The sequence below is a fragment of the Spirochaeta thermophila DSM 6192 genome (genome assembly GCF_000147075.1).
GTDB lineage: Bacteria > Spirochaetota > Spirochaetia > Winmispirales > Winmispiraceae > Winmispira > Winmispira thermophila_A.
Genome location: NC_014484.1, coordinates 965,570 through 981,074, shown reverse-complemented (window position 1 = coordinate 981,074; position 15,505 = coordinate 965,570). Strand labels below are relative to the sequence as shown.

General features: G+C 63.8%; 18 protein-coding genes and 2 tRNA genes. 3 read left to right on the top strand and 17 right to left on the bottom strand.

Going from position 1 to position 15,505, the window contains the following annotated elements; all coding sequences use genetic code 11:
* Window positions 1–23: 23 nt before the first annotated feature.
* Genes STHERM_RS04375 through STHERM_RS04365 form a run of 3 tightly spaced genes read right to left on the bottom strand, consistent with a single transcriptional unit; the run spans window position 24 to window position 2,716 of the window.
* Complete coding sequence (locus STHERM_RS04375) at window positions 24–878, bottom strand: class I SAM-dependent methyltransferase (RefSeq protein WP_013313676.1); 855 nt, start codon at window positions 876–878, stop codon at window positions 24–26.
* 9 nt (window positions 879–887) lie between these two features.
* Window positions 888–1,727 carry a hypothetical protein gene (locus STHERM_RS04370; RefSeq protein WP_013313675.1) on the bottom strand — a complete coding sequence of 280 codons (840 nt, stop codon included), beginning with the start codon at window positions 1,725–1,727 and terminating at the stop codon, window positions 888–890.
* A complete protein-coding gene (locus tag STHERM_RS04365) occupies window positions 1,724–2,716 on the bottom strand; it encodes a hypothetical protein (RefSeq protein WP_013313674.1) in 993 nt (330 codons plus the stop codon). The genes STHERM_RS04370 and STHERM_RS04365 overlap by 4 nt, the downstream gene beginning before the upstream one ends.
* Before the next feature lie 70 nt (window positions 2,717–2,786).
* On the opposite strand from STHERM_RS04365, the gene STHERM_RS04360 reads away from it, so the two are divergent.
* A complete protein-coding gene (locus STHERM_RS04360; protein ID WP_041623255.1) occupies window positions 2,787–3,209 on the top strand; it encodes a cytidine deaminase in 423 nt (140 codons plus the stop codon).
* On the opposite strand, the gene STHERM_RS04355 is transcribed toward STHERM_RS04360, so the two are convergent.
* The 6 genes from STHERM_RS04355 to STHERM_RS04330 form a co-directional block, all read right to left on the bottom strand.
* Window positions 3,197–4,030, bottom strand: coding sequence for a hypothetical protein (locus STHERM_RS04355; RefSeq protein ID WP_013313673.1), 834 nt, complete (start codon window positions 4,028–4,030; stop codon window positions 3,197–3,199). The two genes, STHERM_RS04360 and STHERM_RS04355, sit on opposite strands and share 13 nt — an antisense overlap.
* Window positions 4,023–5,720: a DNA repair protein RecN gene (gene recN, locus STHERM_RS04350; protein ID WP_013313672.1), complete on the bottom strand. Its 1,698-nt coding sequence runs from the start codon at window positions 5,718–5,720 to the stop codon at window positions 4,023–4,025. Before recN ends, STHERM_RS04355 begins: the two co-directional genes overlap by 8 nt.
* Entirely contained in the window at window positions 5,713–6,558 is an 846-nt protein-coding gene (locus STHERM_RS04345) for an NAD(+)/NADH kinase (protein WP_013313671.1), read from the bottom strand. The genes recN and STHERM_RS04345 overlap by 8 nt, the downstream gene beginning before the upstream one ends.
* Window positions 6,559–6,572: 14 nt before the next feature.
* Window positions 6,573–7,589: a DegT/DnrJ/EryC1/StrS family aminotransferase gene (locus STHERM_RS04340; protein WP_013313670.1), complete on the bottom strand. Its 1,017-nt coding sequence runs from the start codon at window positions 7,587–7,589 to the stop codon at window positions 6,573–6,575.
* A 10-nt stretch (window positions 7,590–7,599) separates the two neighbouring features.
* Window positions 7,600–8,079: a chemotaxis protein CheW gene (locus tag STHERM_RS04335; RefSeq protein WP_013313669.1), complete on the bottom strand. Its 480-nt coding sequence runs from the start codon at window positions 8,077–8,079 to the stop codon at window positions 7,600–7,602.
* 62 nt (window positions 8,080–8,141) lie between these two features.
* Window positions 8,142–8,462, bottom strand: coding sequence for a hypothetical protein (locus STHERM_RS04330; protein ID WP_148223865.1), 321 nt, complete (start codon window positions 8,460–8,462; stop codon window positions 8,142–8,144).
* Between the two features lie 114 nt (window positions 8,463–8,576).
* Here STHERM_RS04330 and STHERM_RS04325 point away from each other — a divergent pair, with 114 nt between their 5' ends.
* Window positions 8,577–9,209, top strand: a complete 633-nt coding sequence (locus tag STHERM_RS04325) for an adenylate kinase (RefSeq protein WP_041623253.1) — start codon at window positions 8,577–8,579, stop codon at window positions 9,207–9,209.
* Window positions 9,210–9,213: 4 nt separating this feature from the next.
* On the opposite strand, the gene STHERM_RS04320 is transcribed toward STHERM_RS04325, so the two are convergent.
* Window positions 9,214–10,131, bottom strand: a complete 918-nt coding sequence (locus STHERM_RS04320; protein WP_013313666.1) for a tetratricopeptide repeat protein — start codon at window positions 10,129–10,131, stop codon at window positions 9,214–9,216.
* A gap of 198 nt (window positions 10,132–10,329) precedes the next feature.
* On the opposite strand from STHERM_RS04320, the gene STHERM_RS04315 reads away from it, so the two are divergent.
* The gene (locus STHERM_RS04315) at window positions 10,330–10,818 is read left to right on the top strand and encodes a hypothetical protein (protein WP_013313665.1); all 489 of its coding nucleotides are present in this window, start codon (window positions 10,330–10,332) and stop codon (window positions 10,816–10,818) included.
* A gap of 77 nt (window positions 10,819–10,895) precedes the next feature.
* Here the strand turns inward: STHERM_RS04315 and STHERM_RS04310 are convergent.
* The 7 genes from STHERM_RS04310 to STHERM_RS04280 all read right to left on the bottom strand — a co-directional run bounded on the left by STHERM_RS04310 (window position 10,896) and on the right by STHERM_RS04280 (window position 15,473).
* A tRNA-Glu gene (locus tag STHERM_RS04310) sits at window positions 10,896–10,967 on the bottom strand.
* Between the two features lie 16 nt (window positions 10,968–10,983).
* Window positions 10,984–11,056, bottom strand: a tRNA-Lys gene (locus STHERM_RS04305).
* A 58-nt stretch (window positions 11,057–11,114) separates the two neighbouring features.
* Window positions 11,115–12,281: a hypothetical protein gene (locus tag STHERM_RS04300; RefSeq protein WP_013313664.1), complete on the bottom strand. Its 1,167-nt coding sequence runs from the start codon at window positions 12,279–12,281 to the stop codon at window positions 11,115–11,117.
* Between the two features lie 83 nt (window positions 12,282–12,364).
* Window positions 12,365–13,714, bottom strand: coding sequence for a tRNA (N(6)-L-threonylcarbamoyladenosine(37)-C(2))-methylthiotransferase MtaB (gene mtaB / locus STHERM_RS04295; protein ID WP_013313663.1), 1,350 nt, complete (start codon window positions 13,712–13,714; stop codon window positions 12,365–12,367).
* Window positions 13,714–14,346 carry a tetratricopeptide repeat protein gene (locus STHERM_RS04290; RefSeq protein ID WP_013313662.1) on the bottom strand — a complete coding sequence of 211 codons (633 nt, stop codon included), beginning with the start codon at window positions 14,344–14,346 and terminating at the stop codon, window positions 13,714–13,716. Before STHERM_RS04290 ends, mtaB begins: the two co-directional genes overlap by 1 nt.
* Window positions 14,343–14,696 (bottom strand): bactofilin family protein, encoded by a 354-nt coding sequence (locus STHERM_RS04285; protein WP_013313661.1) that lies wholly within the window; start codon window positions 14,694–14,696, stop codon window positions 14,343–14,345. Before STHERM_RS04285 ends, STHERM_RS04290 begins: the two co-directional genes overlap by 4 nt.
* Before the next feature lie 21 nt (window positions 14,697–14,717).
* Complete coding sequence (locus STHERM_RS04280) at window positions 14,718–15,473, bottom strand: prephenate dehydrogenase/arogenate dehydrogenase family protein (RefSeq protein ID WP_041623250.1); 756 nt, start codon at window positions 15,471–15,473, stop codon at window positions 14,718–14,720.
* Window positions 15,474–15,505: the final 32 nt, after the last annotated feature.

Here is a 15,505-nt window from a genome sequence, read left to right as displayed (position 1 = left end):
GTCTATCCTATGGAAAAGCTTTTTCACCTGTCAAGTAACGCATCCGTCTTCCTGGAAAGGACGATCATCACGTCGCCAAACCCCCACCACTTCGCCAGCACGTCCAACGGGCGTTTGAGATACTCGGGGGCGAGGCCCTTCGCGATCCCTCCCCAGGTCTTCCACCGCACGGGAGGGAGCCCTGCCCGGACGAGGAGACGGGAGAGATGTCGCTTCGTGAAGAGGAAGACGTGATCGGGAATGGCCGACCTCCAGCGTTCCTTGAGGAGACGGGCCTGGAGGCCCTCCCGGTTCGGAGTGACCAGGATACACCAGCCTCCCGGCACGAGGAGCGAATGGATGCGTTCGAGAAAACTCACGGGATCTGGGACGTGTTCGATCACGTGCGAGGAATGGATCACCGAGAAGGATTCGGGCTCGAAGGGAGCTTCCTCGAGGGTCCCCTCGAAGACGTCCACACCATGGTGTTCCCGTGCGTGACAGACCGAGTGGTGACAGATCTCGACCCCCTTCGTCTCCCATCCCCTGGAGGAGAGGTGGGCGATGAGGCGACCCGTGGCACAGCCGATGTCCAGAAACCGACGGACGGGCAGGGTCCGCTCGAGCCGGAAGAACCCCACGTCCCGGAGCCCCTTGAGCATGAGCTGGAAGAAGTTCTCCTCGTTCTCCAGCTCATACTGGAAGTACCGCTGGTCGTACCGGGCATGGAGGGCCCGAGGCACCGGTTGGGGATACTGGTACACGAACCCGCACGCCCTGCATCTCACGTAACCGAAGCCCTCTCCCTTCCAGAAGGGGAGGCGCTCCTCCGATCCGCACACGTAACACGGGATTTCTCGTACGGGCTCGTCTCCAGGCATCGAGGAATACGTCTTCATCACACACTCCTATCGTACGACCAGGGGATACACCCGGGAGGAGAGATTTCCGGCAAGATCACGGGCCACGACCCGAAGCTGCTGTCGGCCTGGGAGGAGCCTGAACGCACCGAGAAAGACCAACCCGTCCTCGGTGTAGACAGGCTCTCCCGGCACACTCCCCTCGGGGAGAAGGGCCTTCTGGACCAGGGAGAGACTGCTCCACTCGATCGTCGAAAGCTCCACCCCTTGGAGGAGGAGTGAACACCGGAACCAGAGGCCCTCTCCCAGGGGCCCAGGATCGTCAGCCCGCAGGAAGAACCTCCACACGCCGGGGGGTATGACGGTCTCCCCCCTGGGGGGGAGTGAGATCCGTGCCCCCTCCCTCTCCATAACGAGGTCCAGGATACGGGGAGGACGGGTATCGGGAGGATCGACGGGGGGAAGGACGATGAGGGGATTCACAATCTTTTGCCACCGGAGATCGAAGAGCTCGAAGTACCACGAGGTCCCTTCGATATCGGCGAGAGGAGTAATCGGCCCCGCCACAGGGGGCAGGGGAGAAGGGGGAAGCCCCTGATAGATGGAGAAGAAGTCCTCCTCGTGTGCGATCACCACGAGAGAGGACGTCCACAGGGGAAGGGAACCTGCATCCCCGGCCTCTCTCGTGAAGACCACCTCACCGGCCGCCACTGGCGACACCGTCCCCCGTGAGGTGAAGATGAGCCCGGGGAGCGTCATCCCCTCGACATGGCTTCCGAACCCCATGGAGAGGAAGGAGGGATCCACGGGCCACTGATAGGCCTCGCAGAGAGGAGACGTCAGAAAGGAGAACAGCACCCCCAGGAAGGGAAAGAGGGCCTTCCTCATACGTCATCCTCCAGTGACAAGGAGAACACCCCTCCCGGATGGCGGAGGAAGACCCTCCGTCCTTCGGAACCGGAGAAGGCAGGAGGAGGAAGGGGAAGGGAAAAGAGGACCGCATGCGTGAGGGATGAGATGAAGGAGAGCATCCTCCCCGGACCATCGCCGTGGTCCACCAGGTGGAGATCCGCACCCAGGGCGGCGGTGAGGCGGGGAGAGGAGAGAGGAAGCGTCCAGATCGCGCGGGTCCTCAGATCAACGAGGAGGAACCCTTGCGCCGATTCCACACCCAGAAGGGTGTCTGAAAGAAAAGAAAGGAAGACCGGACGCCTGAAGGAGGAGTCGAGGACGAAGCGCATACGCTCCTCGAGGCCTCCGTCGATGCCGAGGAGTACCACCTGCTGGGGGTGGAGCCCCACCACCGCCGCACAGAGGGAGAGATTCGGGCTGAGGGCCACACCGTACACCACTCCCCCCCCCTCCCACACCCCCTCACCCCCCCTCCCCCGGACCACCACCCGCCCCCCCACCTCCCCCGACGCCATCACTCCCCCCCTCACGTCCAGCGCCGTGAGCATCCCCGCATGGACCCACATCCCCCGCTCCCGCCCATCGGTCCCCCACTCCCAGACCCTCCTCCCGAACCGCCCCACCATGAAGAGCCGATCATCCTTCACGAACGGCACCCCTCTGTCCGGGAGCCGCCCCTGCACCCTCCCGTCCCACCCCCGCACCACCCAGCCATCCCCCTCCCGCGCCACCACACCCCACCTCCCCCCCACCACACCCTCCCCCCTCACTTCCCGCCACCCCTCCTCCCCCACCGCCCCCACGACCCCCGGTCCGCCGTACACCCACACCACCCCCCCCACATCCCCCCCCTCCCCTCCGCCCCACTCCGGCACCAATCCCACACCCGTCCTCACCCTGTACGGGAAGACGACGAACAACACCACCGAAAGCACCAGGATCCAGAAGACACCTGCTCGACTCACTTCCCACTCCCGGGACTATCCTATAAAATCGGAAGGAAGACTGTCAACAAAACTGGATCCGGAGGCCCTCATGCCCCTCGACCCCCGACACATCGAGGCACTCCTCACCGCCGCACACACCGCCGCCGGCCTCGCCTACGCCCCCTACTCCCACATCCACGTGGGCGCAGCCCTCCTCTGCGACGACGGCACCATCGTCCAAGGAGCCAACATGGAGAACCGATCGTACGGCCTCACCGTGTGCGCCGAACGCACCGCCCTGTTCCGCGCCCTCCTCGAAGGCCGACGCGCATTCACCGCCCTCGCCATCTACAGCCCCGACGTCCCCACCCTCCTCACCCCCTGCGGGGCCTGCAGGCAGGTCCTCAGCGAGTTCCTCCCCCCCGAAACCCCGATCGTCTGCCACGATCCCGAAGGAGAACCGAGGATATTCACCCTGGGCGAACTGTATCCCCACGACTCCCTCCGCCATCTCAACCCTCAGGCACCCTGAGGCTGTCCCCCGCCCGCAGCGCCCCTCTGCTGCATCTTCTTCTCGTCGTCCTCCATCTTGTTACGCCACACCTCGATCTTCTTCGACACCATCTCCACCTCCTCGCGCTCACCCAGGAGCATCATGAGCCGCTTGTAGCTCTCGAGATAGAGGATCGCCTTCCTGAAATCCTCGAGCCTGTGGGTGGCCAGCTCATAGCGCTCCCTGTAGCGCTCCGCCGCCTGCATGAGGAGGCGCTTCACGAGCTCCAGGTACTGCACCCGCTCCCTGTACCCCTCCACCCGGGGATCGAGCTTCTCCACCAGGGTGCGCAGGTCGAGGATATTCTTCGCCACCGTGGCGAATCGAGCCTCCATATCCACGAAGGCCCACTTCCACTTCGAGCCCTCACCGAAGGCCTCCCTCACGCTCTCCAGGGCGAACCCCAACTTGTGGATGAGGCGGAACCGCTCCTTCTCATCCAGACCGCTTATGGCATCCAGCCTGTCCTTGAGATCGGAGATGGAAGGGTCGATGAAGTCGGAGACCACCTCCTCGATCTGGATCACGCTCTGTGACCACACCTTTCTCGCCTCGTTGAGGAACCCATCGTTCTTCACCCCCAGGAGCCTCTCCGAGAGCGCGTCCATCACCAGGTAGCAGGAGACCTTGTTGAGGAGAAGTTCCGCGAGGGCGAGCTTCTGCACCTCGAACCCCGAATCGGCCTTCGAGACGATGGCCGACAGGTTCCGCTCCCTCGCCGAGAGCTGCTCGAGCCTGCTCGTATACTTCCGAATACGCTCCGTGTAGCGCGCCCGTGCCTCGGCGCTCACCTTAGCCACGCGTGGATCCTCCGTACTTCATGAGTAGCTCCCGTGCATGCTCCCGCGAGACCCTGCTGTCCACGTCCCCCGAGAGCATGCGCGCCAGTTCCTCCTCCCGGTCATCCCCTTCCACATATTCAATATCGGCCATAGTCTCGTTTCCCTCAACCCGCTTGCGCACCACCAGGTGACGATCCCCCCTGGCGGCGATCGATGCGATGTGCGTGATACAGAGCACCTGCTTGTACCTGGCCACCTCGTAGAGGTACTCGCCCACCGCGAGGGCCACCTCCCCCCCTATACCCGTATCCACCTCGTCGAACACGAGGGTGGCGATGGGATCGCTCTGCGCCGTGAGGGTCTTTATGGCGAGCATCACCCGGGAGATCTCACCACCAGAGGCGATCTTTCGGAGAGGCTTGAAGTCTTCACCCGGATTGGGGGCGATGAGGAACTCCACCCGGTCCATACCCGAAGGGGTGCACACGGGCGCCCCCCGCTCCGAGAGACGCTGCTCCACCTGGACGGAGAACCGTGCCTTCTGCATCCCCAGCGAGCGGATGATCGTCTCCACCCTCCGGGCGAACTCCTCGCCCACCCGGACGCGGGCCTCCATGAGGGCCTTTGCCCGTCGGAGCACCTCCCGCTGGAGCTCCTCCACCTCCATCCTGAGACGGGCCGTCTCCTCATCGTACGACTCGAGCCTCGAGAGCTTCCGGCGCGCCTCCTCGAGGAAGGAGAGCACCTCCTCCACGGTGTCGCCGTACTTGCGCTTGAGGCGCTGGATGAGCGCGCTCCGCTCCGCCACCGCCTCGAGCCGCTCGGGAGAGAAATCGAGCCCCTCCCGATACGACCTGATCTGCTCCGTCACATCCTCGAGCTCGTAGTAGGCGCTCTCGAGACGTGCCCCCAGGGGCTCCACCCTCCTGTCCACCCGCTCCACCTGACCGAGGAGCCTCCGCATCTGTTTGAGGGCGGGAAGCACCGCCTGTGGTCCCTCGGTCGCGAGGGAGAAGAAGTCCTTGAGGTCCTCGGCCACCTGCTCGAGGTGGGAAAGGAGGGAGAGCTCCTGCTCCACCTGTTCGTCCTCGCCCGGTGTGAGCCGTGCCGCCTCGATCTCCTCCACCGCATGGGCGAGGAGCTCCCGCTCCCGTACGAGGTCCCGCTCCTTGGAGAGGAGATCCTCGAGCTCACGCCGCCGCTCGGTGAGCCGCCTGAAGACCTCCGCGTACGCGGCCGCATCCCCCTCCAACCCGCCGAAGGCATCCAGGTACTGCCGATGCAACTCGGTTCTGAAGAGCGACTGGTGCTCGTGCTGACCGTGGATGTCGAAGAGGAACCCCGAGAACTCCGCGAGGTCCGCGACCGTCACCGGCGCGGCCTGGATGAAGGCGCTCGACCGACCGGAACTCCTGACCACCCGCCGCACCACCACCCGGCCGTCCTCGGGTTCAATCTCGCGTGCCCCGAGCCAGGCCAGGGCCTCCCGATTGCCCTCCACCACGAAGACCCCCGCCACCTCGGCCTGCTCCTGCCCGGCGCGCACCACATCCGCATCCGCCTTGCCCCCGCCGAGGAGCCCCAACGCCCCTATGAGTATGGACTTCCCCGCCCCGGTCTCACCCGTGAGGACCGTGAACCCCGAGGAAAAGTCCACCACGAGCTCACGCATGATCGCATAGTTACGCACCGAGAGCTGCTCAAGCATACACCGGTCCTCCCGACCATCCGAGTTTGGTCCGGAGCACGTCGTAGAACGTCCACCGCGGAGACAGCAGGAGGCGCGCCCTGATCCCCGCATCCTCCACCCGCACCTCGTCGCCGGGAGCGAGCTCCACCACCTCCTGCCCGTCTATGGTGAGGAGCACCCCCGTACGCAGGTGGTGATGCACCCGGGCGATCACCGGCTCGGAAGAAGGGGTCACCACCGGCCTGCTCGCGAGCGAGAGGGCACAGATGGGCGTGACGATGAAGGCCGGCACCTCGGGATGGAGGATGGGGCCTCCGGCCGCGGCCGAGTAGGCCGTGGACCCCGTGGGCGTGGCGATGATCACCCCGTCGGCATGGTACTCGCCCATGGTACAGGAGTGCATGACCACCGAGAGACGCACGATCTTCGAGATACCGGACGAAGAGATCACCGCATCGTTGAGCCCGATGCACGAGGCGACCACCTCCCCACCCCTGGAGACCGTGGCCTTGAGCATGAGACGCTCGCTCACAAGGGCCTCCCCCTCCTTCCAGGAAGAGAAGACCTCGCTCCACTCCCCCTCGCCGAGCTCCGCGAGGAAGCCCAACCTCCCGGCGTTGATCGGCAGAAGCGGTACCCCGTGGGAAGCCACGAGCCTCGCGCTGTAGAGAACCGTACCGTCGCCTCCTATGGAGATCGCCAACCGCGCGCCGTCGAGGGAGGCTTCAGGGAGTGACCCCTCCAGACCGAGCACGCGGTACGAAAGCCCTTCCCCCCTGAGACGCTCCTCCACCTCATGGAGGATACGAGGAGTACGCGGCTTCTCGAGATTTGCGATCACCACGACATCTGGCATACGTCCACCCGGATTCAAGGGAGGGAGGCGATCACACGCGCCACCCGCTGGACCCGCTCCCTGGACATGATGGGATAGAGCGGGAAGATGAGACACCGACGGAGGAGTTCCTCCGCTCCCGGACACGACCTTCCCACATCGAAACAGGCGATGAGCGTATCCTGGAAGGCGTCGCCCGCCTCCACCCCCTGTTTCTTCGCATACTGGAAGGCCGCCTTCCGTTCCGAGGAGAGGAGAACGGGAAATGTCCAAGGCACCGACACAGCCCCTTCGTGGACGGAGGAGAAGCCCGAATGTCGGGACCTCATGAGGGCATCGAGGTAGACATCCCAGATCCCCCTGCGCCGTTCCAGGAACTCGTCGAGCTGGGCGAGCTGTGTCATGCCGAGCGCGGCGTTCATGTCCGAGAGGAGGTTGCCGAAATGGATCTCCGCCCTCACCCGGGCAAGGACCTGGGCCTCCTTCCTCCCGCATCCCCCGATCACCGCACCACCCCCGGTGGTGATGATCCCATCCGACTCGAGGCTCACCACCACGTAGGAGGCGGACGTCCCCACCGGCGCGCCTTCCCACGATGCCCCCACCCCCTGGGACACATCCAGGACGAGCGGTACCCCCAGGGAGGCGAGCGTGCCCATGTGCGGCACCACCCCCAGAGGGAGATTCCAGAAGACCGCCCTCACCCCGTCCACGAGGTCCTCGACCCCCCGGGGATCACCCGTCCTCGGATCCACGTCGGCCACCACCACGTCCACCCCTAACCGCGCCCACACCTCACCGTACACAGCCGGAAGGAGGGGCGAGGCAAGGATGCGGTCACCGGGAGAGAGCTCGAGCACCCCCATCAGTGTGAGGAGGGCACGCTCGTACTCCCGAAAGGCCACCCCGTCGACTGCACCGAGGACCTTCGAGAGATCCCTCGCGAAGGTCCTGGAGACCTCACCCGGGGCGAGGCGTTCGTCGACCATCTGTGCGAGCACGGCCTCCATGTCCCTCCGTCGGATTGAGGGACGGAACAGAGGAATCGACATGCCGGACCCCTTACCTTGCAATGGTGCGTTCAATCTGCCTGAGCTCCTTGGGGCTGAAGAGTCTGTGGACATCCAGAACGATGAGGTACCCATCCTCCTGCTGGACCACCCCCTCGATGTACTCGGTACCGATACCGGTGAAGACCTCGGGAGGAGGCTGCACCTTCTCGTGCGGAATGGAGACCACCCTGAGCACCTTGTCGATGAGGACCCCTATCTTGTTCCTGTCGATCTCGAGGATGAGTATTCCACTGAGGAGGCGATCCTCCTCCGAGAGTTCGGGCTCCGGGATGTGGAACCGCCTGTGGAGGTTGATCACCGGGATGATATCCTTCCGCAACTTGAAGATACCCTCGATGAAAGGAGGGGCGTTGGGAATGGGACGGACCTCTTGCCTCCGCTGGATCTCCCGCACATCGAAGATATCCACGCCGTAGATCTCGTTCCCGAGCTGAAACGTCACCAGTTGGAGTTGATCCTGTTCGGCCATGCTTCCCCCTTCCCCATAGAATAAGGGAGGATATGGTATTGTGCAAGAGGAAACCCGCGAGGTTATGTATCCGACAACTCCTCGAGACGCCGCTGTTTGGTCTCGAGCAAGGAACGGAGACGCGAGAGCTCCTCGAGATGGTCCCGTATCGCCGGGGACTCGGCGGTGATGGTCTTCTGTCCCTTCTCGATGAAGGCGTGGTACACTTCCGCCCCGAGCAGGGTGCTCACCTGCTTGGCCTTTTGCTCGAGTTGATAGATCTCGACCCTGAGCGCACCCTTCTCTCCCGCCTCCTCGGCCTTGGCCTTGGCCTTGGCGAGGAATTCCGCCGACACGTCTACTCCCTTGTCCACCAACTCCCTGAGTTTTGCAAGAAAATCCATACACACCTCCTGTTCCATACTACCCCATTCGCGAGCGCTGTACAACATGCTTGTCATACCACGTCTTCCATGGTACATGAGAGCCATACATCCACGATGGGAAGGAGCATGCTGATGCGATTGGTATTCCTCGGCCCCCCGGGGGCGGGTAAAGGTACGGTGGCAGCCGTCCTGAAGGACCGGCTCGGGATCCCCCACATATCCACCGGGGACCTCTTCAGGGACGCCGTCTCCCGGAAGACCGACCTGGGCAGAGAGGTGGAAGGGATCCTCGCCCGGGGGGAACTGGTCCCCGACGAGCTCACCGTGGCCCTCGTCCGGGAGCGGCTCAAGGCCCCCGATGCCGGAAACGGATACATCCTCGACGGATTCCCTCGCACCATCGCCCAGGCGGAAGCCTTGGAGGCCTTCTCACCTCCGGAGAAGGTAGTCAACTTCGTGATCGACGACGAGGAAGTGGTGAAGCGCCTCTCGGGGCGAAGGGTCTGCCCTTCGACGGGGAGGGTGTACCACGTCATCTACAACCCCCCGAAGGTGGAAGGGAAGGACGACGAGACCGGGGAAGACCTCGTCATCCGTCCGGACGACAGGCCCGAGGCCATACGCCATCGCCTCGAGGTCTACCGCACCCAGACCGCACCCCTCATCACCTACTACGGCAAGAAGTCCAGGCTGGTGGACATACCCGCCGATCGTTCGATAGAAGAGGTGGTCCACCTCGTCGAACAGGCCGTACGAGGCCTCTGACACTTCATTCCCGGGGGAGCACCCCTTCCGGAAGGAGATCGTGCTCCCCCAGGATCTCCTTCACCTCATCCACAGGGACGAGGAAGGGAGAGGAGAGGAGCTCCCCTGCCCGTTCCCTGTCGGAGAACCCCAGTTCACAGGCCTTCCGGAGGTCGTCGAGCCCTTCCTTCACCTCACCGGCATAGAGGAGCCGAAGGCGCGCCCTCAAGAAGAAGGCATCGGGATCCTCGGGGTTCGCCGCGGTGAGTGTGGAAAGGAGGGTGAGGGCATCGGCGTATCGCTGGGTCGCTTCATACGCCCGGGCGAGCGCGCGGAGCAGATACGGATCCTTGGGATACGAGGAGAGCGCCGTCTCCCCGAGGGCCACGGCCTCCTCGTCCGTGGGAGCGGACTCGAGCCGCAGGATGGCATAGAGGAGCAGCACCTCCTTCTTATCCGGAGAGATCTCGTAGGCCTCCCCTGCGTACGAGAGCGCTTCGTCCACATCACCCTCCTCCATGCGGAGACGGGCGAGGTTGTAGAGGATCGTGACATCGCCCGGCGAGAGCTCGAGCGCCCGACGGTAGAAGTCCTCGGCGGTGTCGGGATCACCTTTGCAGATGAAGAGGTAGGCCAGGGTGGAGAGGACCATGGTGTTCACGGGATCCCTCTCGAGGAGGCCCTCGAGGAGGGCCTCGGCCCGGTCGTACTCACCCATCCGTATGTAGGTACGGGCGAGGTTGTATTCGATACGTGGAGTGTGCGGGGAGAACCTCAGTGCCTGGGTATACGCCTCAACGGCCCGGGAGAAGTCTCCTTCGTCGTAGTAGGCGTTCCCGAGAGAGAAGTACGCCTCTGCGAGATCGGGCCGGGGCGAGGAGGCACAAGAGGTGACCACGAGGAGACAGAGGATCGCCGCCGGGACGAGGCCTCGTACACCCATGAGAGGAGCCTATCCAGGCCCGCGGAGGAAAGTCAAGGGAATGCCCCACCTCCCTGCACAATGCAACAGGATCCCCTCGACGACGTCGGTCAAGGATCGACACCCGCTTGGAAGGCCCTCTCCACTTGTTTTTCATCTCGATACGCTCTATGTTGTATGGGTGCACCGTTCAGATTCATAGAGTAAGGAGGAAACGGCATGACCGTACGGAAACGCGTGCTCATGGTGGCGCTCCTGACGGCAGTGGCCCTCAGCGCTCACGGATTCGGCATCGGCCTCGCATTCGGACTCGAACCGGTCGGAGGGCTCCCCGGTACCAACGCCTTCCTGTCCGTGAAACCCAACGGTTCCCCTCTCCTCTGGGGGCTCGGATTCACGGTGGGGTCCGAGCAGATCTCCATCGGCCTCACCGGGGACTACTGGTTCACAAACGAGCAGCTCGTGGGCGTGCTCAACTACTACCTCGGGTTGGGGTTCTACGTGGGGTACGCCAGGATGAACGACGAGAACGACATCCAGCTGGGGGGGAGGGTGCCCATCGGACTCAACATCTTCCCCTTGAGTCCGCTCGAGCTCTTCCTCGAGCTCGCTCCCACCTTCACCCAGAGGATCGCGGATCCCTTCAAGTTTCCGGACTTCAACTTCGGACTCCAGGGATCCCTCGGATTCAGATTCTGGAGCAGGTGACACAGGGAGCCCCGCGTAGGCGGGGCTTTTCTGCTTGCTGGGACATGAAAAAAGCCGCCATCTCCGATGGCGGCCAGCGTCTCCTAGGGGATTCGAACCCCTGTTACAGGGATGAAAACCCTGTGTCCTAACCCCTAGACGAAGGAGACATGTATCGCCGAAGCTTGAGCCGCACAGGATTCGAACCTGTGACCCACGCCTTAAAAGGGCGTTGCTCTACCAGCTGAGCTAGCGGCCCCCCGCGACGGCGTGGACTATACACCAAGGCCTCCAGAATGTCAACATCCAGCCCCTCCTTACGGGAGGCCGAGTCTCACTCCCAGCGAAATACCCGAAAGGGAAAGAACGTCCCTCTCTCCGGATTCACGAAGCGGGAACCCTGCGCCGAGATCCACCTCGAGCACACCCATGTCCAGGCCCAGACCCCCGGAGAGGGCCCCCGATCCGTAACCGGCACTCAGTGTAAAGGTGCGAAGGATCGTCACCTCGGCACCTATGCGGAGCGCATCGGGCAGGTCCTCCCAGTCGCCGGAGAAGGGTCCCACGGAGACGAAGAGACGGGGGGCCCAGGTCTCTCCGGTGTCAGGGGCCCATCGGAGCCCCGCCGAGATGGTCATGGGAATCGTGTAGTCCTCTCCCACGCGTTCCCCTCCCTCCGGGAGTCCCATGCGGAGGAAGGCGTCCTTCGCCCTATCGAACGATGTCCTGGTATAGGAGATCCGGGTCCCTCCCACGTCCCGCACCGCCAAGGCCACGGCGAGGGATCCCGGCAAGGCCAGCACGACCCCCACGTCCCAGGCCACACCGTACCCGGTGAGGGTGTTCGCCGCATCTCCGAAGGTCCCCGATGAAGGGAGATCGAGGAGCGAGGCGAAGAGCGCGCCGGCCTCCTCCTCGTCGAGCGGGGCATACGCGCGCATGAAGGGCCTCACGTCCGTACCCACCCGCACCCGCATGCTCCCGAGTCCGAAGGAGAAGGCCCCGCCCAGGAAGAAGGAGTACTCGCCCAGGATCACCCCATGGACATGGGAGGGGATCGACGTCCCCCAGAAGAAAGAGTCAGTGGTCACGGAGAGGCCCAGCCCGAGGCCTCCTCCTGCATATCCCAATCCGAGATGAGAGCCCGCGCCGAGACCCGTCGCTTCGAGCTGTTCCTCCAGGGATGGAAGGAGCGCCTCCCCCTCCTCCGCGAGGAGAAGGGCAGCGAGGGTGTCCACGGTGCCCAGAGGGTCTTCATGGAGCCAGACCGAAGCGTCGAGGAGGGTCAGGTCGAAACCGTCTTCGGGCAGCATCGCGGGATTGGCGAAGAAAGAGGCGTATCCTTCATCGAAGAGCCAGCCCGCCCCGGCGGTGCTCACCGTGTGAGGCCGAAGGGGGATGAGGAGCGGGTCCTCCTCTGCGAAGAGGACAGGCGCCGTGAGGACACACACGAGGAGCAGCAACGCCGGGGGATATACTCGCATCTCGATCGTTCTCCAGAATCTCTAAAACCTCAAAAATCTCCAAAAGTTACAGGAGGTCCCACCACTACTTCAATATAGACCGATCACCCCTGGTTTTCAAATCGAACGGGAGATCCATAGACCGAACGCGGTTCCCCTTCGACCACATCCCCCACCTCGACTCGGACCGTCTCCCCCTCGAGGGGAACCGGTGCCCATACGAGCAGGTAGTTCTCCGAGGTACCCACCGCATACCTCTGTCCGGCCTTCTCCCTCTCCTGCTCGGGGATCACCTCCACCACCCTTCCCCGCTGCCGTGCGAGATAGGCCGAGGCGTACACCTCCACACAGGCATGCAGGGCCTCCTCCCGTTCCTTCGCCACCCGCTCGGGCACGTGCGCTTTGGAAGCATAGGCCGCAGTCCCCGGTCTGGGGGAGTAGCGGAAGAGGTGGGCCCCGGAGAAGGCGTTCTCATCCAGGAAGGCACAGGTGGCCTCGAAGTCCTCCCGGGTCTCCCCGGGAAATCCCACGATGAAGTCCCCCGAGATGAAGGGATCCGGGGAGACCTCCCGGAGTCTCGCGATGAGGGCCGAGATCTCTTCCGCCGTGTACCACCTCCCCATCCTCTTGAGGACACGGTTCGATCCGGACTGGACAGGGAGGTGGAAGTGGGGGCAGATCCTTGGGGAGGAGAGGGCTTCCCAGAGGGCCTCCGAGAAACCCTCGGGTTCCAGAGACGAGATGCGGAACCGGAGGCGTGAGGTATGCGAGAGGAGATGGAGGAGAAGCCCCCCGAGGTCGAGGGATTCCCACCGGTACTGGGCGAGGTTGACACCGGTGAGCACGATCTCCCGCACGCCCCGTCCCTCGAGCTCCTGGACCCGCTCCAGGATCCGCGCGGGGTCGTCGCTCACCGCCCTTCCACGCGCGAGCGGGACCCGACAGTAGGCGCACCGTCGATCACACCCATCCTGTATCTTGAGGAAGGAGCGGGCGTGGAAGGCAGGACGGTCCACCCGGTAGAGGAAGCGTCCGGCCGTGCCGTCGAGGGGGGCCTGTGTCCGGATCTCCTGGAGGAGACGCTCCACGCGTGAGGGATCCAGATCCTCATCTTGAAGCCGGGAAGGCAGTTGCAGGAGGAGGGGCTTCTCCTCCAATGGGAGGGCGATGACACGGTCCGAGAGGGCCTGCACCTCGTCCCTCTCGAGCTGTGGATAGCAGCCCGTCACCACGACGAGGGCCTCCGGATGCTCCCGGGCGATCTTCCGGATGATCCTGCGCGCCTTCTGCTCGCTCTTGCTCGTGACCGTGCAGGTGTTGACGATGTAGAGATCACCCGACTGGGGAAACTCCCCTATCCGGTACCCCGCCTCCCGGAAGGCAGCGGCTATACCTTCGGTCTCGTATTGGTTGAGTTTACACCCGAGGGTGTAGAAAACCACCACCGGCTTCATCAGGGCGTGCTACGGGCGAGGACCTCACGTACGCGCTCGACCCCGGCGGTCGCCTCCTGGTTCGAGGGGGCGAGCTTCACCGCCTCCTCGTAGGCCGCGAGAGCGAGACGGAGCTGTCTCGACTGCTCACGGGCGTATCCCAACCGTATCCACCAGGTGGGCACATCCTTCCTGTGGTACACAGCAGTGCTGAAGGCGATGTCGGCGTGGTAGAACTCTCCCCACCTGAGGTAGATCTCGCCCATGTAGGCGTACACTTCGGGGATGTGACGGCCCGTGGGCGCCACGGCCACGTACTGCTGGAAGTAGGAGAGGGCCTTATCGTATGCGCCCAGGAAATAGGCGCTCTCCCCTGCGTTCATGAGGAGCCTGTAGTCGTACGGTGCGAATGCGAGGGCCCGCTCGCTGTAGTCGAGGGCCTCCTGATAGCGGTCGAGGGCGAGGAGCGACCAGCCGAGCACCACGTAGGAATCCACCCGACGCGGTGTCTCCTGGATCTCCTGGAGACACACGGCCACCGCTTCGCTGTATCGTCGTTCTCTGTAGAGAGCGAGTGCATCGGGCTTCTCCTGGGCATAGAGGCTCAAGGCCATGCCGCCGATGAAGAACGCCAGCAGGAACGCACGTCTCATACTCCCTCCATCCTGCATTCCCCTGAGAATCGGGCGCCCCTTTGGATCACGAGCTCCTTGGTATCGATCTCCCCCCCTACCTTCCCCGAGGGAAAGAGCTCCACGAGGCCTGCGCACGAGACCTTTCCTTCGACGGTCCCCCTCACCTGGACGGCCCGGGCCTCCACCTCTCCCTCGAGGGCCCCTTCCTCGGAGATCACCACCTCCCCGGAGGAAGCGACCTCACCCTTCACCCTGCCCCTGATCCACAGGGCCTCCGGGACCTCGATCTTGCCCTCGAACTCCGCATCCTCACCGAGGACCATGTGGAACTGCGAAAACTCGAGATGTCGTTCCAGAAAACGTGGCACGTACACCCTCCTTCGGAAAGGTTATCGTACAGAGGGGTCCGCTCCTCCGTCAAGCGTCCTGTCGAGCACGGCGAGTATGCGGGTGAAGGCCCGGGCGAGATCCTCCCGCATCCGGCGCGTGTAGGGGTTGTAGTGCTGCAGATCCAGGAAGAGCTGCCAGGGATCGTTGCAGGTCTGTTCCCTTATCTCAAGGAGCTTCCTGTACCCGACAGTGGCGATCGGGCTGTCCTCGAGGTGGAGCTCCCCGAGGACTCTCCCCACGAAGTGGGTGATGCCCTGGGTGTAGGCCGCCTCCCTGTCGTGTTCTTCTGCCGTCATCCGGTGGACGCTGAGTCCCATCTCCCGGAAGGTCTCTTCCCAGAAGGAACTCTGCTCCTCCGTGACCCTGCAGGGGGTGAGGACGATGGGGAGACCGGCGATACCGTCTCTCGCAGAGTCGGGACCGAACATGGGGTGTGTCCCCAGGATGTCGATCCCGTCGGGGAGGGTTCTGGAGAGCACCTCGAGGGGATAGGTCTTCACGCTGCAGGTATCCATCACCAGGGTGGAAGGGGGAAGGTCCCGGGCGAGAGATCGGGCCACCTCCTCGACCGCGGAGATGGAGACGCACAGGACGATGACGTCACACGAGAGGAGCCCTTCGTAGGTGGTCAGCGTGAAATGCCGGGGGGCGATGGTCTTGGGCGTCCTGCTGTATCCGTACACCTCGAAACGGGTTCCGAGGGTCTCCGCCCAGAACCGACCGAACCGACCGAGCCCGTAGACACCGACGCGCATGGGAGCATCATAGAAAGTTTGCACACCTTTCA